Origin of the sequence: Nocardia vulneris, from assembly GCF_001613425.1 — a bacterium.
Lineage (GTDB): Bacteria > Actinomycetota > Actinomycetes > Mycobacteriales > Mycobacteriaceae > Nocardia > Nocardia vulneris.
Genome location: NZ_BDCI01000002.1, coordinates 328965 through 351948, shown reverse-complemented (window position 1 = coordinate 351948; position 22984 = coordinate 328965). Strand labels below are relative to the sequence as shown.

The following is a 22984-nucleotide window of genomic DNA, read 5'->3' as shown; positions in this document are numbered from 1 at the left end:
ACGATGTCTGGTCGAGGTGAGATGGCGGATTCGGCCGAACTGCACACCGACGCGACGGTGTGGACGGCCGACGAATCGATACCCCGCGCCACCTCGTTTCTGGTCCGCAACGGGATCATCGCCGCGGTGGACCCCACCACGGAGCTGCTGACCGGGCGGGAGACCGTGGTGGAACACGGTGGCGCGTTCGTTCTGCCGGGCTTCGGGGACGTGCACACCCACCATCTGGTGGCCGGGCGCGCCGACCTCTACGAGCTGTCGTTGCGCGCCACCGACTCGCTCGACGCGGTGCTCGGGGCCGTCGCGGACTGGGCGGCCGGGCTCGAACCCGACGCCTGGGTCGTCGGCGGTGGCTGGGGAAGTACGCTGGCGGAAGCGATTTCGAGGCAGGACGTGCTGCACCGGCTCGACCGGGCGGCCGGGGGACGCCCGGTGCTGCTGCGCGACGACAGTTGTCACAATCGCTGGGTCAGTTCGCGCGCCATGGAACTCGCGGGAATCGGCGCGGGCCCGGATCCCGCAGACGGCTCCGTCGTGCGCGATGCGGTGACGGGAGCGCCCGCCGGACTGCTCATCGAGTCGGCGCTCATCCCGGTGGAGCGGGCGTACGCGGCGGCGCTCGGCGACAGCACCGCCCGGGATGCGGCGGGGTGCCGCCGGGCCGTCGAGATGCTGCACGGCTACGGCATCACGCACTTTCAGGACGCGGCGGCGTCGCTGCCGATGCTGCGCGCGCTCGCCGATCTCGACCGGCGCGGTGACCTGAACGCGTGGGTCGTGACGTCGGCGCAGATCAACGACCGGATCTTCGGCACGGACCCGGTCGGCGCCGCGCTGCTCGAGGTGGCCGAGCAGTATCGAACCACCCATCACCGGCCCGATTTCGTGAAGATCTTCCTAGACGGCGTCCCGACCTCACGCACCGCGTTGTTCCTGGAGCCGTACCTGCCCGACGCCGAGCACGGGAACGCGTGGGTGGGGGAGAGCGCGATGACGTCCGCCGAACTCACCGGCTGGCTCATCGAAGTGGCCGGGCGCGGGCTCGGCGCCAAAGTGCACTGCACCGGCGACGGTGCGGTGCGCATGTTGCTCGACGCGGTGGCCGAGATCCGCGCCGCCGGGTACACGGACACGATCGTGCAACTGGCACACGGGGAATACATCGCCGACACGGATCTGCCGCGCCTCGCCGAGCTGAAGGTCGTCGCGGATCTCTCACCGCCGCTGTGGTTTCCGGGGGTCATCTTCGAGGCGCACTGCCACTGCCTGCCGCGCGAGCGCGCGAACCGGATGTGCCCCAACCGGACGCTGCTCGACTCCGGTGTGCTGCTGGCCGGTGGTTCGGACTGGCCGGTCACGCCGAGCCCGAATCCGTGGATCGGAATTCAGGGCCTGGTCACCCGTGCCGATCCCACCGGCGCGTACCCCGGCACCCTGGGCCTCGAGCAAGCGCTGACGTTGACCGAGGCACTGCGTGCGTACACGGTCGGCGTCGCCCGCGCGAGCGGGCTCGGCGCGGTCACCGGGTCGCTCACCCCGGGCAAGTCCGCCGACTTCACGGTGCTGGACCGGGATCCGTTCGAGACCGACCCGGCCGCGCTGATCGAAACGAAGTCCGTCGCCACCTGGTTCGCCGGACGTGCGGTCCATCGCGCGGCGGCGTGACCGCGAAAAGACGGCGGCGTGACCGCGAAAAGACAAGGAACGTGCATGGATAAGCCCTCGATCGATTTTCTCTACCTGTCCGAGCCGGACATGATCGCGGCGGGCGTGACCGATATGGCCGCCTGCGTCGACGCCATGCAGGAGACCTTCGTGCTGCTGCATCGGGGCGATTACCGCATGGCGGGTCCGAACAGCGACTCGCACGGCGCGATGATCACCTTTCCGGACGACTCGCCGTTCCCGGCCATGCCGGCCAATACCGCGGAGCGACGGTTCATGGCCATGCCCGCCTACCTCGGCGGCAGCTTCGGCACCGCCGGGATGAAGTGGTACGGATCGAATATCGCCAACCGCGCCAAGGGATTACCGCGGTCGATCCTGATGTTCCTGCTCAGTGACACCGACACCGGCGCGCCGCTGGCGCTGATGTCGGCGAATCTGTTGTCCGCGTACCGAACCGGTGCGGTGCCGGGCGTGGGCGCGCGGCTGCTGGCGCGCCCCGACTCGCGGGTGGTCGGGCTCGTCGGCCCCGGCGTCATGGCCCGCACCTCGCTCGCCGCGTTCGTCGCCGCGTGTCCGGACCTCGCGGTCGTCAAGATCAAAGGGCGCGGGCCGGGGAGCATCGCCGCGTTTCGCGAGTGGGTCGCCAAGGAGTATCCCCAGCTCGAGACGATCGTCGTGGACTCGAACGAGGAAGCGGTCCGCGACAGCGATATCGTCACCTACTGCACCACCGGTGTACCCGGCGATCCGGCGAATTATCCACTGATCGTGCGGGATTGGGTGCGGCCAGGGGCGTTCCTGAGCATGCCCGCGCCGTGCGATATCGATGCGGGCATGCAGGCGCCGGAGATTCGCAAGGTCGTCGACAATGTCCGGCTCTACCAGGCGTGGGCCGAGGAAGTCGGCCATCCGTCGCATCACCGGATCCCGATCATCGGCTGCAAGTTCCTGGACATGATCCAGGCGGGCGCGATGGACCGGGGCGATCTGGTCGATCTCGGTGCGATCGCGGCCGGGGCCGCGACCGGACGCCGCACCGACGACGAGATCGTGCTCCTCTCGGTCGGCGGTATGCCGGTCGAGGACGTCGCCTGGGGCACCGTGGTGTACCGCAACGCCGTGCGACGGGGGATCGGCACCACGTTGAACCTTTGGCAATCGCCCGAATTGGCATGAGAGGCCGAACCATGGATGCGGATGTGATCGTCGTCGGACTCGGCAGTGCCGGTTCGATGGCGTTGTGGCAGTTGGCCAAACGCGGACTCGACGTGATCGGTATCGAACAGTTCGGCATCGGGCACGCCCGCGGTTCGTACGCGGGCGATTCTCGCCTGTTCCGCTCGGCCGTGCACGAAGGTCCGCGGTATGTGCCCCGGCTGCGGCGTGCCCGCGAACTGTGGCTGGAGCTGGAGCGCGAGACGGGCCGGACGCTGTACGACGAATGTGGCGCGCTGCAGATCGGTGTGGCGGGTTCGGGCGGTATCGCCAAGTCGATCGCCTCGGCCGAGCAATTCGAGCTGCCGCACGAGGTGCTGGACGCGCAGGCACTGCGGGCGCGCTATCCGCAGCACCGGGTCGACGACGACACCGTCGCCGTGCTGGATCGGCACGCGGGCAGCCTCTATCCGGAGGCGAGCGTGCTGGCCGCCGTGCTGGCGGCCAGATCGCACGGTGCGCGTGTGCTGACCAACGCCGCGGTCACCGACTTCGACGAGCAGGGCGGCGGGCTGGCGGTGGTGACGCCCGATGTCCGGCTCACCTGCGCCAAGGTGGTGGTGGCCACGGGCTCCTGGACGCTTCGGCTTCGCCCCGACCTCAAGGGATTTCTGCAGATTCTGCCGCTCTCGCTCACCTGGTTCATGCCGCATCATCCCGAGATGTTCGGCGCGGACCGCTTTCCGGTGTTCATCCGGGACGCGGACGGGGTGCATCTGTACGGGACGCCCAGTCACGACTCCTACAGCGTGAAGGTGGCGACCGAACCGCTGTGGCCCGCAATCGCCTCGCCGGACGACATTCCCGTGTTCAGTCGGGAGGATCTACGCCGAATCAGTAGGTGGGCAACCGATTTCATACCTGACCTCAATCCAGAACCGGTGCGCTACTCGATGCATCACGACCTCTGCGCGCCCGGTGACCTGCCGCTGGTGGATCTCGACGAGGACACCGGAATGCTGCTGCTGACCGCGTTCTCGGGACGCGGCTTCAAATTCGCGCCGGTCTTCGGTGAGATCGCCGCCGATCTGCTCACCGGCATCCGCAACGACCTCTGGGACAGCAATTTCGCGCTGTCCACGCATCCGAGGTGAGTGCGCGTGCCGGACTATGAACTGCACGCCGACTACATCGTCGTCGGCGCGGGCACGGCAGGCTCGGTGCTGGCGCGCCGGCTGCTCGACCGCACCGACGCCACCGTCCTGGTCTTGGAAGCCGGTGGCCCCGATACCAATCCGGCCATCCGCGACCCGCTGCGGATGCACGAGCTGTGGCACGCGGCCGAGGACTGGGACTACTTCAGCGTCGCGCAGCCCTACGCGGCCGGCCGTCGTCTGCACCTGCCGCGGGGGCGGGTGCTCGGTGGCTCGCACGCCCTCAACGCGACCATCTACGTGCGCGGCAATCCGGCCGACTACGACTCCTGGGCGGCCGGGTGCGGTGCCGCCGGCTGGTCGTGGCGGGAGATCGAACCGCTGTTCCGGCGGATCGAGCGCTACGACCGCGACTCCGGCGGTAAAGGCACCGCCGGACTGCTCGATGTGCTCAGCGACTATGCGATCGACCCGATCCAGGAGGCTGTTCTCGCCGCGGCCGGGCAGGTAGGGATAGCGCCCAATCCCGACTACAACAGCGGAGTACAGGACGGCGCGGGGCGTGCGCATTTCACCCTGCGCGACGGTATGCGCCGGACGACCGCCGAGGCCTATCTCAAACCAGCGCTGGGTAATTCCCGATTGTCCGTGCGTACCGGCGCGCAGGTGCACCGCGTCTTGACGCGCCGGGGTCGCGCCTACGGTGTGGCCGGGAGTATCGACGGCCGCGAGTTCCGGGCCTCGGCGCAGGCGGAGGTGGTACTGACGGCGGGTGCGATCGATTCGGCCGCGCTGCTGCTGCGCTCGGGCCTCGGCCCGGCCGCGGAACTGCGAGCGGTCGGCATCGAGCCGATCGCGGATCTGCCCGGGGTCGGCCGGAATCTGCTGGATCACTGGCTGGTGCCGGTGCTCTTCAGCGCCGAACGCGAGATCGCGCATACGCCCGGGCTACCACACGCGCAAACCCAATTGTTCTGGCGCAGTGCGCCAGAACTGTCCGTGCCCGATGTGCAGCCGCTGCATTTCAGCGTTCCGCTGTATGAACAGTCGTGGATGTCGGGGCCGGACAACGGGTTCTCGCTCATGGCCGGGATCATCCGGCCCGACAGTGTCGGGCGGCTCACCGTGGCAGGCGCCGAAGGTCCGACGCTGATCGATCCGAAAGTGCTGTCGGCAGCCGCGGATCTGGATCGGCTGGTGGCCGCCGTGACGCTGTGCCGGCAGATCGGCGCCGCGCCCGCCCTGCGCGAGTGGGGCGCGGCCGAGCGGTACCCGGGGCCCCGGGTGCGTTCCCGCGCGGACTTGCGGGACTACATCCGGCGGACGGTGATCACCTACCACCACATGTGCGGCACCTGCGCACTGGGCACGGGCCCGGAAGCCGTGGTGGATCCGGCACTGCGGGTGCGCGCCGTGGCGGGCCTGCGGGTCGCGGACGCCTCGGTGATGCCGACCATCACGACCGGCAACACCAACGCGCCCGCCATGGTGATCGCCGAGCGGGCCGCCGACCTGATCGCGCCGGTGCGAGCGGTGCGGAGCTGATGATGGTGACCCGCATCGACTCCGCGCCCGGCGGCCGCGCCCCGGCCCGTCCGGATTCGCCACTGGACATCGTGGTCGACGACGCGGCGCATTTTCGCGGTCGCATCCGTGGGCACGTCGCGGGGGAGTTGGTGTTCGCGGAGGTCTCGGCGATCCCGCATCGGGCCGACGGCGCGGTCCGCGCGCGGGCCGAGGCGTATTACAAAGTGCTGGTGTCGGTCCGGGGATCCTGCCTGCTGAGCCAAGCCGGTCGGCAGGTGCGCCTGGGCACGAACGACGTCGCGGTGCTGGATACGGCGCAGCCGTATTCGGTGCTGTTCGATGCCGCGTGCCGGTTACAGGTCGCGGCGTTTCCGCGCCGCGTCCTGCGCCTGCCCGCGGCGGGAGTCGAGGCGAGCACCGCGACCGTGCTGGCCCGGCGGCATCCCGCGACCGCGCTGCTGTCGACACTGTTGTCCGGAATGACTGCCAGGACCGGTGAATTGGGCACGATAGAGCTGCTGCGGTTGGCCGATATCGTGGTCGATCTGGTGGCGACCGTGCTGGCCGCGCACGCCGACGAGGATCCGGCGGCGACCGCCGTCGCGCAGCAGGCGGTGCTGCCGCGGGTCAAGGCGTTCCTCGAGGACCATCTCGATGATCCGGACCTCTCCCCGGCGATGGCGGCCGAGGCCGCGCATCTTTCGGTCGGCTACCTGCACAAGCTGTTTCGCGCCGAGGGCGCCACGGTGTGCGGTTGGATCCGGCAGCGACGGCTGGAGCACTGCCGCGCCGACCTGACCGACCCCGCGCTGTACGGGCTCGCGGTCGGCGCGGTCGCCGCGCGCCGGGGATTCGTCGACGCGGCACACTTCAGCCGGCTGTTCAAGCTGACCTACGGTGTGCCGCCGCGCGAATATCGAATCCTCAACGGGAGAGGAAACTTTCCGGCCGGTTAACTCCGCATCGCGGCTTGCACGGCAGCGGTGTCGGTGAATTGCTCGAAGCGCTCTACGGTCCCGTTCGACAAGCGCCACACGTGTACGAAGCGCGCGGCCATCGCCTGTCCGGTCGCCCGGAAAGTGCCGGAGTAGGTCCCGATCCCGATGACGATGCCGTCCGCGCCGCCCGCGATCTCGTCGACGGTGGCCGTGTAGCCGTCCCATTCGGCGGCGATCCGCGCGAAGACGTTGTCGCGCACCGCGTCCGGGCCGATATAGGTGCCCGCGTACGGGAATCCCGCCATCTCGGTCCAGGCCACGTGCGCGGCCAGCGGAGCCAGCATGCCGGGCAGGTCACCACGGTCGGAGGCGGCGTAGTGGGCCTTGATCACCTCGAGGTCACGGTTCATGGCGTCGCTCACTCTCAAATCGGTTGCTCGTCTTGGGGATACTGCACGCGGCCGAGGCTGGTGATATGGGCGCCGCCCGGTGCGTTGCGCACCGCGCCGCCCTTGCCGATGCCGAAGAACTTGCCGGTGGAACGCATCGCGGCGAGATCATAGAGCCAGGTCGCCGCGACCGGGATGAGGAACTCGCGAAAGGTGAAGACGTAGAAGTCGTCCGCGAGTTTCCAGGTTGTCGCCAGATCGACGTCGCCGTGGCCGCGCTGCTCGCCGACCAGGCACTGCCAGCAATAGCGTTCGGAGCTGAGGTAGAGATGTTCGTAAAGGTGGTGCGGGCTGTATCGGTAGAGGGCCCGCCAGCCGACGAGATCGCGGGTCGCCCCGGGCACCGCACCGCTCGGGACGCGGCCGTCGCCGGGATCGACCACACCTGCCAGGAAGCGCTGCGACACTTGTGGGACACCGGGTGTCGGTTCCGTGGCGATGGTCGATTCGATCGTCACGGTCCGTGCCGTCGGCAGGTGCACCACCGTGACCTCGCTGACGTGTGGACGGTCTGCGAAGGTCTGATCGAGGAAGAACACGTCGGGGGACACCTCGATCGCCTGACACCAGTCGGCGCCGGATGCGGTGCCGCGCGTCCACTGCACCTGATCCGCAGAGCGGAAACGCAATTCGGTCCGCTCCTCGTCGGATCGGCGCAGCGACCAGGACTGGCCGGTGAGCCGGTCGGTCGGCGGTATCCGGTTGCCGTCGATCCCGGCGGCGAAATCGTCCATCCCCTTCCACCCGGCCGGGACGGCCGAATCCGTTACCGCAATGGTGTGCTCGGTCATCGTGTCTCCTCAATCGTGGGGCGCGAACGCGATCGTGGGCAGGTCGACGGCGGCGGCGCCGGCATCGGCGACCACCACCGAACCCGTCATCGCGGCGGCATCGGCGGAGAGCAGGAACGCGACGATGGTCGCGATCTCCGCGGGCTCCACCGGCCTGCCCAGCGGGGTGTCCCGGGTGACCAGCCGATACGCGGCTTCCCGATCGATACCACGTTGCGCGGCAAGCACATCCATCTGCTCGTCGGCCATCGCGGTGCGTACCCAGCCCGGGCACAGCGCGTTCACCCGGACGCCGTCGCGGCCGTAATCGCGGGCCAAGGACCGGGTGAGGCCGATCAACGCGTGTTTGGCGGTGACGTAGCCGGCCACCGCGGGTCCGGCGAACAACCCGGCCAGTGACGACACGACGACGACCGACCCGCCTTGCGCGCGCAGGTGCGGCAGCGCGGTGCGCACGGTCACGAACGCGGTGGTGACATTGGTCCGCATGCCGAGTTCCCAGTCCTGGTCGCCGATCTCGGCGACCGTGCCGAGGCCGTGCCCGCCCGCGTTGGCGACTACCAGATCGAGCCGGTCGTAGCGGGCTACGGCGGCGTCCACCATCCGCTCGACGTCGGCGGTATCGGCGGCGTCGCCCGCGACGACCAGTGCGGCGTCCCCCAATTCGGCCGCGACCGCCTCTAGCGGCTCGCGCCGCCGTCCGGCCAGCACCACCGCCGCTCCCTCGGCGACGAGCCGGCGCGCCGTGGCGGCCCCGATGCCGGTACCACCGCCGGTGACGAGGGCGACCTGGCCCGCCAAACGTTTCGTCATGTCCATGCGAAATCTCCGAATCGCTGTAGTCCGGCCGACCGTAACCAGCACCACCGCGCCGCTTCGAGGGCTGCGCGGCGCGGGTGTTCTGGCGGACAAGGACTGTGCACGCAGGGACAAGGGATCTCGTGCCCCGGTGCCGGAAGCTGGTTCGCACATTCGACGACAGGAACGCGATCGTGACCGCCAATGACACCGAAGAGCGTGAACCGGCAACCCGGCCGAGTACCGCGAAGACCGCATCGACCGGTGTGCCGCCGGCGCTGCGGCGGATGCTGCACGCCGAGTCCAACAGTGTCCTGCTGGCCACCGTCGCGCTGGTCGTGTTCATCGGCATCCTGCATCCGGACTTCTTGAGCGCGGGCCAGATTCGCGACGTCCTGCAGACGTCGGTGTACGTGGCGCTGCTGGCGGCGGGGATGGCCTTCCTGCTGGCGATGCGGGAGATCGACCTCTCGGTGGGCGCGGGCTTCGGTTTGAGTCTGATCACCGCGGCGGTGCTGATGCGCTCGGGGATCAACCCGTGGCTCGCCGCCGGCGCCGCGATCGCGTTCGGCGCGCTGCTCGGCTTGGCGAATGCGCTTGTCGTCCAGGTGATCGCGATTCCGGCGATCGTGGCGACCTTGGCGACGATGCAGGTCTATCGCGGTCTGGCGGCGGCGTGGAGCAACGGGCAGCAGGTGAACGGATTGCCGTTGCGGAGTTCGTTCTTCACGATCGTCGGCGGCAATTGGTTCGGCCTGCCCGTGAGTGTCTGGGTGTTGCTGGTGGTCACCGCGGCGCTCACCGTCGTGCTGCGCTTGACGCCGTTCGGCTATCGGGTGCGCTCCATCGGGTCGAATCCGGAAGCCGCCGCTTTCTCGGGCATCTCGACGGCCCGCACCCGCCTGGTGGTGCTGATGGGCGTCGGTGCGCTGTGCGGGCTGGCCGGCGTGCTGGGCTTGGCGTTCTTCACCTCGGGCGACCCGAATGTCGGCACGGGGTTCGAATTACAGGCCATCGCGGCCGCGGTGATCGGCGGGACACCGCTGCGCGGTGGCAGCGCGACGGTGGTCGGCGCGGTCGCGGGCGCCGTGCTGCTGAGCGTGGTGTCCAGCGGCCTCGTCTATTTCGACATCCCCGTCAACTGGAGCGCGTTCGCCAGCGGCGTCGTCGTGCTGGTCGCGGTGGCCATCGACAGCCTGCTGCGCAGCCGCCGGCGCGCCAAACGGTCCGAATTCGGGCGCTAGAGCACATTTTTCTAAGGAAGAGAGATCGTGATGGATCGATCGAACAAGTGGTTGCGCGGCGCGGTCGCGGGCTGCGCGCTGGTACTGGTGGCGTGTGGCAGTGGCGGCGGCACGGGTGACGGCCCGAAGAGCGGCACGCTGCGGATGGCCTTCGTCTACGCCACCACCTCGCAGAATCCGTTCCAGGAGATGGCCTTGGGGGCGGCGGCCGGGGCGGCCGACGCCGGGGACGTGGATCTGACCGAGACCGCGCCGCCATCGATCAACGGGCCGCAGCAGGTTTCGCAGTTCCAGGCCGCGGTGCGCACCGCGCGCGACGGCATCGCGATGGAAACACTGACCCCGGATCTGTTCGTGCGCCCGCTCCAGCAGGCCGCCGCCGCGGGGGTGCCGCTGGCCACGGTCGATACGGTGCCACCGGCCGGTGCGGACGTCGGCCTGTACGTCGGCAACGACAACACCGAACTCGGTCGCAGTCTGGCGATGGAGATCATCAAGCACATTCCGGTGGGTACCACCGGTGACGTGGTGCTCGGCAACGACATCCCCGGGCTGACCCTGCTCAGTCAGCGCCTGGACGGCATGAAAGCCGTACTGCAAGAACAGCGTCCGACTCTGACCGTGCTCGGGCCGTTCGACACCGGTTCCGAGCCCACGGACAACTACAACAAATGGAACAACACGGTGAAGGCGCATCCGGACGCGATCGCCTACCTCGGGGCCGGCGCCTCCGACGCGGTGTCGCTGTCCCTGATCCAGAAGAACACCGGTCGCCGGATGCTGGTCGGATCCTGTGATCCCGACGCGCAGGCGCTGGTCGGGGTGAAAGACGGCTATGTCGCCGCGCTCGCCTCGCCGGAGCACTGGCTCAAGGGGTACCTCGCGATCCGGTTGCTCGCCGAACACGCGCGCAGCGGGAAACCGCTGACGCAGGGCTGGTGGAATCCGGGCGGGCTGATCATCAACGCCGCGAACATCGACGAGATCATCGCGCGCCAGCAGAGCGACGCGAGCAGACGGCAGTGGTTCGCCGACGCGGCGGCGCGCCAGCTCGCCGACCCGGGCAGCTATCTGCGTCCACTGGCGGACGCGAAATGACCGGTGCGGCAATGCTCGAGGTCCGGGGCATCGGCAAGGCCTACGGCGGGGTCACCGCCCTGCGCGAGGCCGAGCTGACCGTGCGCGAGGGCACTGTGCATGCGCTGCTCGGCGAGAACGGTGCGGGGAAGTCGACGCTCATCAAAGTCGTGTCGGGTGCGGTGGCGCCCGATCAGGGCAACCTGCGTCTCGGCGGGCGGGCGGTGTCGTTCAACTCGACCGCCCAGGCCGCCCGGCACGGCGTGGCGGTGGTGTCCCAGGAATTGAATCTCTTCCCGGATCTGGATGTGCTGGCCAATCTGTATCCGATGCGCGAGCCGACCCGCGGGCCGTTCCGGCACCGGGCCGCGATGGTCGCGCGCGCCGAACCGGTGCTGGCGCAGCTGGGTCTCGACGTCGATGTCCGTCGTGCGCTCGGCACCCTGTCCCTGGCCCAGCGGCAGCTGGTGGAGATCGCCAAGGCGCTGATCGCCGAGCCGCGCGTGCTGATCCTGGACGAACCGACCTCGGCGCTGGACGAGGCGGGCACCCGCCGACTGCTGAATATCGTTCGGGTACTTCGCGAACGCCGGGTCGCGGTGGTGTTCGTCTCGCACATCCTGGAGGAGGTCATGGCACTGTGCGACGAGATCACGGTGCTGCGTGACGGCCGCACCGTGCTCTCGGCGGTGCCGCGCGCGGAGCTGGATCTGGCGCAGGTGGTGACTGCCATGCTCGGCGAGCGCGGCAGCGCCGCAACCGATGTGGCGGTGCCGCGCTCCTCCACGCCGGTGCGCGGTGCGCTGCACGTGCAGGGTGTGGACGTGCCCGGCCGGTTGCACGGTCTCGAATTCAGCGCCGCGCCAGGGGAGATCGTCGGCATCGCAGGGCTGGTCGGTTCGGGTCACACGGCGGTCATCGACGTCGTTGCGGGGCTGTGCGCACCCAGCGCGGGGCGGATCACGCTCCCGGGCGGTCGATCCGGACCCGCCGGCCTGCGGGCGGCGATCGCCGCCGGGGTCGCGCTGGTATCCGGCGACCGCCGGCGGCTCGGGCTGATGCTGGACAAGCCGGTGTGGGAGAACATGGCCCAGGTCCGATCGGTGGCGCTGGGCCGCGACGGCGCACTGCTGACCCCGGGCACGTTGCGTGCGCGCGCCCGAGAACTGGTGCGACGACTGCGGATTCGCACCGCCGACGTCGATCTGGCCTGCGGGTTGCTCTCGGGTGGGAACCAGCAGAAGGTCGTACTGGCGAAATGGCTGGCGGCCGAACCGTCGGTGCTGTTGCTCGACGACCCCACGCGCGGCGTGGATGTCGGCGGCAAGGCGGACCTGCACGCCCTGCTGCGCACCGCGGCCGCGACGACGGTGGTGCTGCTCTGCTCGACAGACCTCGATGAGCTTGCGGCACTGTGTGATCGGGTACTGGTGCTGTATCGCGGGCGCTTGTGCGCGACGCTCGAGGGCGACCGGATCGACCAGCACACCCTGCTGCACGCCATGAACACCGGTGCGGCCTGATCCCTGCGCGGTGTGAAATCGTATATGATCGTTACCTGCCGGTGCCGCATCATCGAGGAGGGCACATGTCAGTGGCGATGCCGCCGCGGTGGCCGCGGGTGGACCGATTCGACAGTTTCCGCGACGCCGTCTCCCACACCTTCGTACCCCTGCAGGTGGAACGCGTCGGACGCGAGCCGTTCGACGGCCGATTGCGCAGTGTGGCACTGGGTTCGCTGCAGGTGACCGAGATCGGCGCGACCCCGCACGTGGTGCGCCGGACCGCGGCGTTGATCGCGCGGTCCGATCCGGAATGCTACAAACTGGGCGTGCAGTTGCAGGGCGCCTGCCTGCTCACCCAGGACGATCGGGAAACCCGTTTGGCCGAGGGCGATTTCGCGATCTACGACACGAGTCGCCCGTACGCGATGGCGTTCGACGGACCCTATCGCCAGCTCGTGCTGATGCTGCCGCGGCGCTCGCTGTGCTTGCCCGAGGATCGCATCGCGGCGGTCACCGCGCGCCGGGTACCCGGGGACAACGGTGCGGGCGCGCTGCTGTCGATGCTGCTGCGTGAGCTGGCCGGCCACCTCGACGAGGTGACCGGGCCGGCCGAAACCCGGTTGGCGGACAATATCGTCGATCTGCTAGTCACCGTTCTCGGTGCCCGGCTCGATCTGCTCGCCGCGACCCGGTCCGCGGTCCGGCGCCCGCTCACCGCACAGCTCATGTCCTATATCGAAGGGCATCTCGGCGACGGAGACCTCGCACCGCAGCGCATCGCCACCGCGCATTTCATCTCGACCCGCTACCTGCACAAGCTCTTTCACGAGCAGTCGACCACCGTCGCGGGCTGGATCCGGGAGCGGCGGCTGGAACGCTGCCGGCGCGATCTGCGCGACCCGCTGCGGCGCGACCGCTCGATCGCCGCCATCGCCGCCCGCTGGGGCTTCCCCGATGCCGCGCATTTCAGCCGGACCTTCCGCGCGGCGTACGGGCTCAGTCCGCACGAGTACCGGAGCGCGCAACGCGCGCAACCGGTCTCGTCACCCGCTGGGCCTCACGATTCCTGAACGGGATCGGGCAGCTGCCAGCGGTCCGGCCGCGGCCGCAGATAGATCAGGTAGTAGGCGCAGCCGAGCAGCATCGCGGCGACCGCGACCACCATCTGCTGCCAGGACGCGTCGACGACGCTGTACCCCGCGTAGCCCATGGCGGCCACGACGACGATCGGCGGCAGCGGCCACAGCGGCATGCGGTAGCCGCCCGACGCCGGACGACTGCGCACCCGGAACGCGGCCAGCGCGACGAACAGATACACCAGGACCAGCCCGGCGCCGGTGGCGGTGATCAGCCAGGACAGCGGCAGCACGGCCGCCGCGACGGTGGCGGCCGCACCCACCGCGATGGTCGCGAGCGCGGGCGTATGCCAGCGCGGATGCACGCTGCCCAGCGCCCGATCGATCGGGTCGGGCCAGCTGCGGTCGCGCGCCGAGGCGAAGAGCAGCCGCGAGATCTGCAGGATGATCGCGATCACCGCGTTCACGATCGCGATCGCGATACCGATGCTGACCAGGGTGTTCACCGTAGTGCCGCCGCGCGCGGTGAGGAAGTGGTTCATCGGGGCCGCGCTGTTCAGCAGGTCGGTCAGCGAGGGTGCGCCGAGGACGACCGCCGCGAGCGGCACGATCTCGATGGCGACGGTCGCGGCCAGGCAGATCATGATCACCCGGCCGATGGTGCGCTGGGCGTCCTTGGTCTCCTCCGCGTAATAGACCGCCGCGCCGTAACCGTTGTAGCCGAACAGTGCGACCGGGACGAGGGCGATCAGCGCACCGACGCCGATTTGGGTCTGGGTGCCCTCGGTCAGGGTGGTCGCGTGCAGCCATTCCGACGGTCCGCGTTCGATGTTGCTGAAGCCGAGGAAGGCCAGCACCGCGATCGCCGCGATCTCGACGCACAGGAAAACGCCGGTGACCCAGGCGTTGGCCTTGATGTCGAGGATCGCGATGCCGGTCGTCACCACGATGACGCCGATGCCGACCCATTTACCGCCGAGCTGAGGTATCGCGACGCCGAGATAGTCGCCGGTGCCCAGGGCGATGACCGCGATGATCAGCACCCCGTTCACCAGCGTGAGCGCGAACAACGCGAAACCGACGGGGCGGCCGAGTAGTCGTGCGGCCCAGGTGTATTCGCCGCCGGTGATGGGGAAGGTGGTGGCCAGCTCGGCGTAACAGAGGCCGATGAACACCGATGCCACCGCCGCGATCGCCAGGGTCAGCACCGATGCGCCGCCCGCCGCCAGCAGGATCGCCGGAATGATGATGAACACGCTCGACGCGGGGGTGACCGCGGAGAGCGTGATCAGGATGTTCTCGCCCATGCCGAGCGCTCGGGACAGCTGCTGACGGTAGCGCGGTTGTCGATGGTCGTCGTCGGCGGTGTGGCCGGTGGTCTGGGTCGCCATGGCCGGTCCTTTCTTTGATGTACAGTCAAAGAATGGACTAAAGGCGCTGTGAAGGTCTGGTTTTCGATGTTTTGCATAGTTGACTGTCCATCAGTATCGGGAAACAGGAGGGGTAGATGGCACGTCGGAAGGATCAGGAGCAGGCGCGTCGGGTGATCCTCGACGCGGCGCTCACCGCGGTGTCCGACCGCGGCGTCGGCAAGCTCAAGATCCGCGAGGTCGCCGAATCCGCGGGGGTGTCACCCGCGACGGTGCACTACTACTTCGACGATCTCGACAACCTGTTGCGCGAGGTGCACCGCGATGCCAGCGACCGGTTCTTCGGGGGCAGGCTGACCATGGTCGCGAAGATCGGCGACGCGCGCGCGAAGATCGGCGCGCTGATCTGGGCGGGTCTGCCCGCCTCGGACGCCGACGAACTGGTGGTCGCGCTGTACCGGTTGGCCGCCTATCGCAGCGTCGCCGCCGAGCACGGCGACCGGATCACCGCGCTGTTCGAACAGCAGGTCGCGGTGTACCTGAGTGCATTGGAGGTGGGTATCGCGCAGGGGCACTTCACGATCGGCGCACCCCTGCTGGATGTCGCGGCGAATCTGGTCGCGCTGGAGGACGCCTACGGCCTGCACATCGTCAGCCGGAACCGGTCGATCACGAAAACTCGTGCCGCCGAACTGATCTGCTCCTACGCGCGGACCGCTACGGGCTGCGCCGACATCACGACACCCGAAGGATGAGCCGATGACCGAGCAGCACTCGTGCACCCCGGACGGACGCCCGCGGGCCCGCGCCCTCGGCATCGCCCCCGAGGGCGAACCGGGACCGTGGAACGCCATCACCGACGTGCCCGGCGTGGCGGTGGGGTATCAGACCTTGATCGCGGGCGACGGGCCGATGCGGGTGGGCTCGGGTCCGGTGCGCACCGGCGTGACGGCGGTGCTGCCGCGCGGCCGATCCGGTCTCGGACGGCCGTGCGCGGCAGGCCGCTACTCGCTCAACGGGAACGGCGAGATGACCGGCACCGCATGGATCGACGAGGTCGGGCAGCTGGCGATGCCCGTCACGATCTCCAACACCCATGCCATCGGGGCGTGCCACACCGGGGCGATCCGGTGGATCAACCAGACCGATCCGGCGCTGGGCCGGGAGTGGCTGCTGCCGGTCTGCGCCGAAACCTGGGACGGCTACCTCAACGACATCAACGGCGGCCACGTCACGCCGGAAATCGTTGTCGCCGCGCTCGATTCGGCCCGCAGCGGGCCATTGGACGAAGGCTCGGTCGGCGGCGGCACCGGCATGAACTGCTACGGGTTCAAAGGGGGCAGCGGCACCGCGTCGAGACGGGTCGAATTCGGGGCGCGGACGTACACCGTCGGCGTGTTCCTCCAGGCGAATTTCGGTGCGCGCCAAGAACTGACGATCCGGGGGCAGCGCGTCGGCACGCAACTCGACGTGCCCAACCCGATGGAGACGACGGACTGGGGTGTCGCACCCGATCAATCGCCCGCCGCGCCAGGCGGTTCGGGGTCGGTCATCGTCGTCGTCGCGACCGATGCGCCGCTGGATCCGTTGCAGTGCACCGCGATGGCCCGCCGGGTGCCGTTCGGGCTGGCCCGCACCGGTACCACCGGCAGCCTGTTCTCCGGCGACCTGTTCCTCGCCTTCTCCACGGCCGACGACCGCCCGGCGGACACGGGATTTCCGCTCGGCGAGCCGGCGACCGCCGAACTCGTCACCACCGCCAGGCTCCCCTGGAACCGCATGGACCCGGTGTATACCGCGGTGGTCCAAGCGGTCGAGGAAGCCGTCCTGAACGCGCTCGTCGTGAACAGCGCCATGACCGGGCGGGACGGTCATCAGTCGCACGCTCTCCCGCACGACCAGCTGAAAGCCCTGCTGACCAACGGTTTCCGGTGATCAGCGGCCTGCCGCGGTCAGCCGGTGGTCGGCCTCCAGGAGCATCCAGGCGCTCAGCTGGACCGAGAGGTCGCGGCTGAGGTTCGCCGGGGTGTCGGCGGGGGAGTACATGAGCTGGGGCAGGGTCTGCGGGTGCCGGGGCACCGGGACGGGACGGGCCCAGTCGACGCCGAACAAGGGCAGTCCGTCGACCTCGGCACGGTGCCGCCACGCGGACTGCGCGGAGGCGTGCACGATGTGCGCGGCGGTCGTGTCACCCAGTGCGAGTGCGGCTTCGGCGAGGTATCTGGCGAGGATGCCCATGAACAACCCGGAGTCGTCGTCGGCGGAGCCGGCGATCACCCCGGCGGTGGTGAGCCGGTCCGCGACCGCGCCGATGAGGTCGGTGGCGCGCCGCCGATGCTTCGATTCGCCGGTGCGCGTGGCCAATTCGGTTTCCAGGCCGATGGCGACGCCCTGACAGTAGGTGTGGATGGTGCGTTCCATTCGGCCACCCGGCTCGTGTACGCCGTCCAGGATCAAGCCGCTGCCGGTGTCGCGTAATCGGGTGTCCAGGAATTCGGCGAGCTGTGCGGCGCGTGACAGTTCGCCCGAGCGGGCCAGGGCGATACCGGCGGGACCGATCGCCGGAGTGTTGTAGTACTCGTCGTCGTTGCGCCACGGCAGCGCGCCGACGGCGGGATTCCAGCCTGCGATCAGATCGGCGGTCAATTCCGCCACGGCATCGTCGAAGCGGACGCCGAGCAATCGGTCCGCGCGTTCGAGAGCCAGTGCCAGCCAAGACATATCGTCGTAGTAGCGGTTGGTCCAGCCGGTGATGTTGCGGGCCCGGATGCCCCGGGCCAGGGCGACGACCCGGTCGACGCGTTCGGGCGTGCGGGCGCGCTCTGCGGCGTCCACCGCACAGTCCAGCAGGTGCGCCTGCCACCAGTAGCACCAGCGCGCGAACGACTGATCCAGCAGGGACGAGGGCCAGACGAGCGTGCCCAGACGCAGGTGCGGGTGACCCCAGAGGGTGCGCACATGCCGTTGCACGATCGCCTGTTCCGCCAGATCCGCCCGCTGGACCGGTGATTCGGGGCCGCTGGACACGTTCGCGCTGATCGCCACCGCCCGCGTCGGCGGCGTCACGGTGGTGAGTGCGATCGAGGCGCCTGCCGCCAGCAACACCCTGCGCCTGCTGATCCCCGCATGCCGGCGATCCATCCGCTCGGACTCCCTCGACAACCATCGCCGCGGCCGGCACCACCCGCCCCGCACACTCGAACTCTTCCCGACCCATGAGAACAGAGCAGAGCAGCCTGCGGGGCATGCCCAGAACGAACATTCCGCAAACAGTTTCCCGCGCCGGACCAGCCCCCAATTACCGCTGCTGGGCAGGTGGGGCGGTGTTGGGCACAATGTGGCCGGTGAACGCACCGTATATCGATCCCGCCGTAGCCGCCGCGGGTCTTGGCCGATCGCGCGTATGGGTGCCGGAGGAGGCGGGGGAGAACCGGCTGGCGCTCGCGGCGATCACGGATGGATTACTGGCCTTCTTCGTGGCTTTGGCGTTGGCGGTGCGCGTTTTTCACGCGTCCGCGGGTATCGCGGAGTTCGCGCCGGTGTTCCTGCCGTGCCTGCTCGGGGTGTCGTTCGTCAACCATGTGGTCGGCACGCTGCTGTTTCGGGGGAGTCTGGCCAAACTGCTCTTCGGCATGCGGGTGCTGCGCCGGAAGGACGGCCGTCGGCCACGCCTGTGGCAGACGCTGTTCAGGTGGTTGTTCGGTTTCGTCGTGATCGTCGCCCAGTTCTTGCTGGAGGGCGCGAGCGTGGGCCAGGCGTGTGGGTTGCGCACCGTGCGCCGGCGCGACGAGCGGCGGTGGGCGGCACCGTGAGCGGGTGCTCAGGGGAGGTCGGAGAACCGGACGTCGTGGGCGACGGCGGTGACGTGCAGGCCGTCGGCGCTCGGCTGGATGGCCGTCAGGCGGGCGCCGAGTGGTAGCCGCTGCAGCGGCACGGTGAAGGTGAGCGTGCTGCGCAGCATGGCCAGGGAGATGGTGGGACCGCCGACCGCGGACTGCACGGATACCGGGGTGACCTCGATGCCGCCGTCGGTCGGCGCCACCGTCACCACCACGGTTCCTGGTACGGGGATTCCCTCCACCGGGAAGGTTCCGGTGATGCGCAACCCGTCAGGGCTGTAGGAAATCGACTCCACACCCGACGGCGCGAACCCGCGCACGGCATCGTACGGCACCACGGCGGTGGCGGTAGCGGTCGCCGCGACGAAATTCGAAGTGCGACTGTGCAATACGTCGTTCAGCGGCGCGGCGACATCGACCAGCGTGATATCGAGGTCGTGCACCGTCAGGCCCTGTCCGCTCCAGTCGCCGACCCGGATATCGATCTCGCGGTAGGTGCCGTCGACGGCCTGGGTCAGGAAGGGAAAGCCCGTGATATCGACGTTCGGTTGTTGCGCCAGTTGATATTCCGCGGCGATCTGCCGGCCGATCTCGTGCTGCGCCATGGTCACCGCGACTCGGTCGCCGACCAGCAGCGCGATCGCCGCGACCACGATCAGTATCAGCAGTCCGCGCATGTGCTCACCCGTTCACCCATCCCACCATCATGCTGTGCCGGCGGGCATCGGTCATGGTGCGCCGTCGCGGGGATGCAGCCCGCGGGTCAGGTTGGTCACGGTCTCGTCCAGTAGCGCATCGACATCCGCAGCTCCCACCAGCCCGGATACGACGAAACTGGCCAGGCCCTGCAGGGCGATCGCGACGGTCCAGCCGATCCGCAGCGGATCGCCCTCGACGAGCTCGCCGCGGGCTGCGCGTCGGCGGTGAGGGTCACCGGTACCGCGAACGCCGCCGCGACGGCGGCGCCCATTTCGGCACCGCCCGTCGGGCTGCGCTTGCGCGCGAACATGAGCGTGAGCAGGGCCGGATTCGCGAGCGCGAAGTCGAGGTAGGCCCGCGCCGGCACGCGGAAGCGACCCTCGAACGGCAGCGGCTCGGCTTGTCCGGCGATGGCGTCGGTGCGGGGTCGATTAGGGTTCCATTAGGGGACTCTTAACGATCGCCTGCCGTGGCAATTATCTGGCTATCGTCAGGTTCATGACCGAGAAGACGCGATGGATCGCGGGAGCCGTGGCGGTGCTGATCATGGCCGGTGCGGTCTGTTATGCCCTGACGAATACTGCCGCACAAGCGGATTCGGTGGAGCCGTTGGTAGTCACCGGCGAGCTGAGCTTTCCGGGTGGGCCGCCGCCGGCGGGCTCGGTGATCACGGTCCGGTTGGTGGATGTCTCGTTGGCGGACGCGCCCGCAATCGAGCTGGCCCGCGCGGGGCTGGCGGTGGCCGAGCCTGCTCGGTTCGAGTTGCGGGCCGGTCGGGTCGATCCACGCCGGACGCTCGCGGTATCGGCGGACGTCTACGTGGACGGAAAGCTGCGGTGGATCACCGATACGCGCCACACGGTGCCCACCGAGGGGCCGGTGCCGTTCCAGCGTCTGACCTTGAAAGCCATTCCGTAGCGGCGCCCGGCGGGTCGGCCGCTGATCCGACCCTTGTGAATGTGGACGGTGACCACTAGTGTGGCCACTGTCCACATCGCAGTGTCGGAAGGAAAGCCCGTGAACGGTATCCACCCACCCGAGGCTCGAACGCTCGCCGACCGCCGCGGTGCGCCCAGGGTCACGCTGGCGACGGTGTGTATCGCCTTGTTCATGCTGTTGCTCGATGTCACGATCGTCGCCGTCGCGCTACCCGATATCCAGCGGGAGTACCGGGCCGATCTGTCTGCGCTGCAATGGATTGTCGACGCCTACACGGTGCCGATCGCCGTGCTGCTGCTGACGATCGCGGTCGCCGGCGATCGCTACGGGCGCAAGGCCTTCTTCGTGGCCGGCCTCGGCGTGTTCACCGCCGCGTCGGTGGCTTGTGCGTGCGCACCGAACATAGTGGTGCTCAACGTATTGCGGGCGGTGCAAGGGTGTGGCGCCGCCGCGATGATGGGACTCGCCTTGCCGTTGATCTCGGCGGCCTTCCCCGCGGCCGCCGGGCGGGCCAAGGCGATCGGCGTCTATGGCGCCGTCATGGGACTGGCGACGGCGTCGGGTCCGGTGGTCGGTGGCGTACTGGTCGAGTATCTGGACTGGCGCTGGATCTTCCTGATCAACCTGCCGATCGGGTCGATCGCCCTCGTCCTGGCCGCGCGGATACCGAACAGTAAAGACGTACAAGAGTTTTCGTTGGACATCGCAGGCACGGTGCTGGCGACCGTGGCGTTACTGGCGGTCGTCCTGGCGCTGGTGAACGGCAACGGGTGGGGGTGGTCCGACGCCAAGACGGTTGCCCTCTTCGGTGTCACGGTTGTGGCTGCGCTGCTGTTCGTCGGCGCCGAATTACGGGCCGCCGACCCGATGGTCGATCTGCGCCTGGTGGCCCGGCCGGACTTCGCCGCGATCTGTGTCCCGGGGTTGATCGCCTTCGCCACGGTGACCGCGGCAGGCAACTATCTGGCGCTGTACTTCGTCAATACGTTGCACATGTCGGCCATCGACACCGGCTTGGCGCTCGTTCCGATGTCGGTGACCGCGTTGATCACCGCGCCGATCGTGTCGGCGGCGCAACGATTCCTGCCGGATGTGCTCTGGTACCTGCTCGGATTGGCCGCCATTCTGGGCGGTGCCTGGTCGGCCGTGCAGGTGTCGGCCGAGGGCAGTTGGACCCAGTTCGTTCCGGTGCTGCTCTGTTCCGGCATCGCGCTCGGGATCATCGTCCCGACCACCTCGGAGGCGGCACTGCGGATTGCCGCCAATGTGCGGCCGGGGATGACCAGCGGGGTCGCCTCGACGGCGCGGCAACTCGGGACGGCGCTCGGTGTCGCGACCCTCGGGGCGGTATTCGGATCGACGGTGCGGTTGAGCGCCGAGGACGCGCTGCGCGCTTTCCCGCAGATTCCGGATCAGCTTGCTCGCGGCGCCGTCGACGTACTCGCGGCAGGCGGATCGGTGGAGGGCACGGCCGCGACGCCGAACGTGCCTCCCGCGCTGGCCGACCAGCTCGTCGCCGCGGGGCACACGGCCAGCGCGGCGGGTATCGGTGCGATCTTGGCCACCTCGGCCGCGCTGGCGGGTGGCGGGATCGTGATAGTGCTTGTGCTGGGCCTGATTTCACGCGCCGGTCACCGGCCCGCTGACGCGAACTTTCCCGGGTTCGCCGCGACCGCCCGGCGCAGGGTGGGGCGGTCGGCTCGGTAGGCGGTGAGGACCGAGGCCAGCTCGTGCGGGGCGGCGCCGTGCATGATCACCGAGTGGCAGCCCAGGTCGAATTCGCGCGAGATCTTCTGTACGCACTGCTTTGGGGAGCCGTACGCGGCTGCGGCGAGCCACTCGTCCGGGATGAGGGCGTCGAACTGTTCGAGGACCTCGACCGAGGCGGACGCGTCGATCGGGCCCGCCGCCGCGGCGTCGAGGTAGAGCTGGGTGCCGCGGATGCGCTCCCAGACCTGCGGATCCCAGCCGTTGGCGGAGATGAGCACGTCGGCGTAGGCCTGCAGGTAGGTCACCAAACGGCCGGTCCGCCTACGCAATTGGTCCGCCGGGGCGAGCGCGTCGCTCGCGGTCGCCAGACACGACCAGATCCGGACGCGGTCCGGGTCCTTGCCCGCTCGTTCCGCGCCACGGCGCACCGCCGCAACGGATTTGGTGGTGGCCTCCTCGGAGAAGAAGGTGTGCAGCACCACGAAATCGCCGATCTCGCCGGCGAGTTCGAGAGTCTTCGGGCCGACCGCGACGAAACCGATCGGCGGAGCCTCGTCGAGGCCGTTCTGGTGATAGAGGACCGGCCAGGCCCCGGCGGGCCCGTCGTGGCCGATGATGGTCTCGCCCGCCCACAGTCGGCGCAGCAGGCCGACGAAGTCCCGCAACTGGGCCTCGGTGACCGCGGGCAGGCCGATCGCTTTCCAGTTCGCCGCCATGCCGCGGCCGAAAGCCAGGGCGTAGCGGCCCCCGGTGATGGCCTGCATGGTGGAACCGATGGTGGCGGTGACCATCGGATGCCGGGTGTGGTGATTCGTGGCCGCCGCCGCGATCCCCAGATCGGTGGTGCACCCGGCGAGCCCGCCGGAGAGCACCGCGGAGTCCTTGACCGTCATCCGCTCACCGATCATGCACGAGCCCAAGCCCAATTCCTCGGCCGCGCGGGCCTCCGGGAACAAGACCCGGGCATCGGCGGGATGCCGGGTGATGCAGTAGTACGCCAGTTCATTGAGTTGTTCGATCACGAAAGTGCGCTCCCCAGCAGGAT

At 69.1% G+C, this 22984-nt stretch carries 22 protein-coding genes; 14 read left to right on the top strand and 8 right to left on the bottom strand.

The window, feature by feature from the left end:
* Positions 1-3: 3 nt before the first annotated feature.
* The 5 genes from NVU01S_RS03505 to NVU01S_RS03485 are packed head-to-tail and all read left to right on the top strand — an operon-like array spanning position 4 to position 6460.
* Positions 4-1665: an amidohydrolase gene (locus NVU01S_RS03505; RefSeq protein WP_082032350.1), complete on the top strand. Its 1662-nt coding sequence runs from the start codon at positions 4-6 to the stop codon at positions 1663-1665.
* 45 nt (positions 1666-1710) lie between these two features.
* Complete coding sequence (locus tag NVU01S_RS03500; RefSeq protein WP_043678771.1) at positions 1711-2844, top strand: ornithine cyclodeaminase family protein; 1134 nt, start codon at positions 1711-1713, stop codon at positions 2842-2844.
* Between the two features lie 11 nt (positions 2845-2855).
* Complete coding sequence (solA, locus tag NVU01S_RS03495) at positions 2856-3977, top strand: N-methyl-L-tryptophan oxidase (RefSeq protein ID WP_043678772.1); 1122 nt, start codon at positions 2856-2858, stop codon at positions 3975-3977.
* Positions 3978-3983: 6 nt separating this feature from the next.
* Positions 3984-5522, top strand: coding sequence for a GMC family oxidoreductase (locus tag NVU01S_RS03490; protein ID WP_052281196.1), 1539 nt, complete (start codon positions 3984-3986; stop codon positions 5520-5522).
* Positions 5522-6460, top strand: coding sequence for an AraC-like ligand-binding domain-containing protein (locus tag NVU01S_RS03485; protein ID WP_052281184.1), 939 nt, complete (start codon positions 5522-5524; stop codon positions 6458-6460). Before NVU01S_RS03490 ends, NVU01S_RS03485 begins: the two co-directional genes overlap by 1 nt.
* On the opposite strand, the gene NVU01S_RS03480 is transcribed toward NVU01S_RS03485, so the two are convergent.
* Genes NVU01S_RS03480 through NVU01S_RS03470 form a run of 3 tightly spaced genes read right to left on the bottom strand, consistent with a single transcriptional unit; the run spans position 6457 to position 8501 of the window.
* Entirely contained in the window at positions 6457-6852 is a 396-nt protein-coding gene (locus NVU01S_RS03480) for a nuclear transport factor 2 family protein (protein WP_043678843.1), read from the bottom strand. The two genes, NVU01S_RS03485 and NVU01S_RS03480, sit on opposite strands and share 4 nt — an antisense overlap.
* A 14-nt stretch (positions 6853-6866) precedes the next feature.
* On the bottom strand, positions 6867-7682 hold the full coding sequence (locus NVU01S_RS03475; RefSeq protein ID WP_052281185.1) for a MoaF C-terminal domain-containing protein: 816 nt from the start codon (positions 7680-7682) through the stop codon (positions 6867-6869).
* Positions 7683-7691: 9 nt separating this feature from the next.
* Positions 7692-8501, bottom strand: coding sequence for an SDR family NAD(P)-dependent oxidoreductase (locus NVU01S_RS03470; RefSeq protein ID WP_082032351.1), 810 nt, complete (start codon positions 8499-8501; stop codon positions 7692-7694).
* Positions 8502-8674: 173 nt separating this feature from the next.
* Here NVU01S_RS03470 and NVU01S_RS03465 point away from each other — a divergent pair, with 173 nt between their 5' ends.
* The 4 genes from NVU01S_RS03465 to NVU01S_RS03450 all read left to right on the top strand — a co-directional run bounded on the left by NVU01S_RS03465 (position 8675) and on the right by NVU01S_RS03450 (position 13376).
* On the top strand, positions 8675-9724 hold the full coding sequence (locus tag NVU01S_RS03465; RefSeq protein ID WP_244467460.1) for an ABC transporter permease: 1050 nt from the start codon (positions 8675-8677) through the stop codon (positions 9722-9724).
* A 30-nt stretch (positions 9725-9754) separates the two neighbouring features.
* Positions 9755-10822: a sugar ABC transporter substrate-binding protein gene (locus NVU01S_RS03460; protein WP_043678776.1), complete on the top strand. Its 1068-nt coding sequence runs from the start codon at positions 9755-9757 to the stop codon at positions 10820-10822.
* Positions 10819-12324 (top strand): sugar ABC transporter ATP-binding protein, encoded by a 1506-nt coding sequence (locus NVU01S_RS03455; RefSeq protein WP_043678779.1) that lies wholly within the window; start codon positions 10819-10821, stop codon positions 12322-12324. Before NVU01S_RS03460 ends, NVU01S_RS03455 begins: the two co-directional genes overlap by 4 nt.
* Before the next feature lie 65 nt (positions 12325-12389).
* Positions 12390-13376: an AraC-like ligand-binding domain-containing protein gene (locus tag NVU01S_RS03450; protein ID WP_043678781.1), complete on the top strand. Its 987-nt coding sequence runs from the start codon at positions 12390-12392 to the stop codon at positions 13374-13376.
* Here NVU01S_RS03450 and NVU01S_RS03445 read toward each other — a convergent pair.
* Positions 13364-14773, bottom strand: coding sequence for an APC family permease (locus NVU01S_RS03445; RefSeq protein WP_052281188.1), 1410 nt, complete (start codon positions 14771-14773; stop codon positions 13364-13366). The two genes, NVU01S_RS03450 and NVU01S_RS03445, sit on opposite strands and share 13 nt — an antisense overlap.
* A 116-nt stretch (positions 14774-14889) precedes the next feature.
* Between NVU01S_RS03445 and NVU01S_RS03440 the strand changes: the two genes are divergently transcribed.
* On the top strand, positions 14890-15507 hold the full coding sequence (locus NVU01S_RS03440) for a TetR/AcrR family transcriptional regulator (RefSeq protein WP_043678783.1): 618 nt from the start codon (positions 14890-14892) through the stop codon (positions 15505-15507).
* Positions 15508-15511: 4 nt separating this feature from the next.
* Positions 15512-16687 (top strand): DmpA family aminopeptidase, encoded by a 1176-nt coding sequence (locus NVU01S_RS03435; RefSeq protein ID WP_043678786.1) that lies wholly within the window; start codon positions 15512-15514, stop codon positions 16685-16687.
* Here the strand turns inward: NVU01S_RS03435 and NVU01S_RS03430 are convergent, their stop codons facing one another.
* Positions 16688-17893 carry a glycoside hydrolase family 76 protein gene (locus NVU01S_RS03430; RefSeq protein ID WP_052281189.1) on the bottom strand — a complete coding sequence of 402 codons (1206 nt, stop codon included), beginning with the start codon at positions 17891-17893 and terminating at the stop codon, positions 16688-16690.
* Between the two features lie 203 nt (positions 17894-18096).
* Here NVU01S_RS03430 and NVU01S_RS03425 point away from each other — a divergent pair, with 203 nt between their 5' ends.
* Complete coding sequence (locus tag NVU01S_RS03425) at positions 18097-18564, top strand: RDD family protein (protein ID WP_167829443.1); 468 nt, start codon at positions 18097-18099, stop codon at positions 18562-18564.
* A gap of 8 nt (positions 18565-18572) precedes the next feature.
* Here NVU01S_RS03425 and NVU01S_RS03420 read toward each other — a convergent pair whose 3' ends face one another.
* On the bottom strand, positions 18573-19268 hold the full coding sequence (locus NVU01S_RS03420) for an LmeA family phospholipid-binding protein (RefSeq protein ID WP_043678789.1): 696 nt from the start codon (positions 19266-19268) through the stop codon (positions 18573-18575).
* 95 nt (positions 19269-19363) lie between these two features.
* Entirely contained in the window at positions 19364-19657 is a 294-nt protein-coding gene (locus NVU01S_RS03415) for a TetR-like C-terminal domain-containing protein (RefSeq protein WP_052281191.1), read from the bottom strand.
* A gap of 131 nt (positions 19658-19788) precedes the next feature.
* Between NVU01S_RS03415 and NVU01S_RS03410 the strand changes: the two genes are divergently transcribed.
* Both NVU01S_RS03410 and NVU01S_RS03405 read left to right on the top strand, forming a co-directional pair.
* Positions 19789-20208 carry a YbaY family lipoprotein gene (locus tag NVU01S_RS03410; RefSeq protein WP_052281192.1) on the top strand — a complete coding sequence of 140 codons (420 nt, stop codon included), beginning with the start codon at positions 19789-19791 and terminating at the stop codon, positions 20206-20208.
* 99 nt (positions 20209-20307) lie between these two features.
* On the top strand, positions 20308-21936 hold the full coding sequence (locus tag NVU01S_RS03405; RefSeq protein ID WP_052281193.1) for an MFS transporter: 1629 nt from the start codon (positions 20308-20310) through the stop codon (positions 21934-21936).
* On the opposite strand, the gene NVU01S_RS03400 is transcribed toward NVU01S_RS03405, so the two are convergent.
* Entirely contained in the window at positions 21861-22958 is a 1098-nt protein-coding gene (locus NVU01S_RS03400) for a TIGR03857 family LLM class F420-dependent oxidoreductase (RefSeq protein WP_043678862.1), read from the bottom strand. The two genes, NVU01S_RS03405 and NVU01S_RS03400, sit on opposite strands and share 76 nt — an antisense overlap.
* Positions 22959-22984 lie beyond the last annotated feature (26 nt).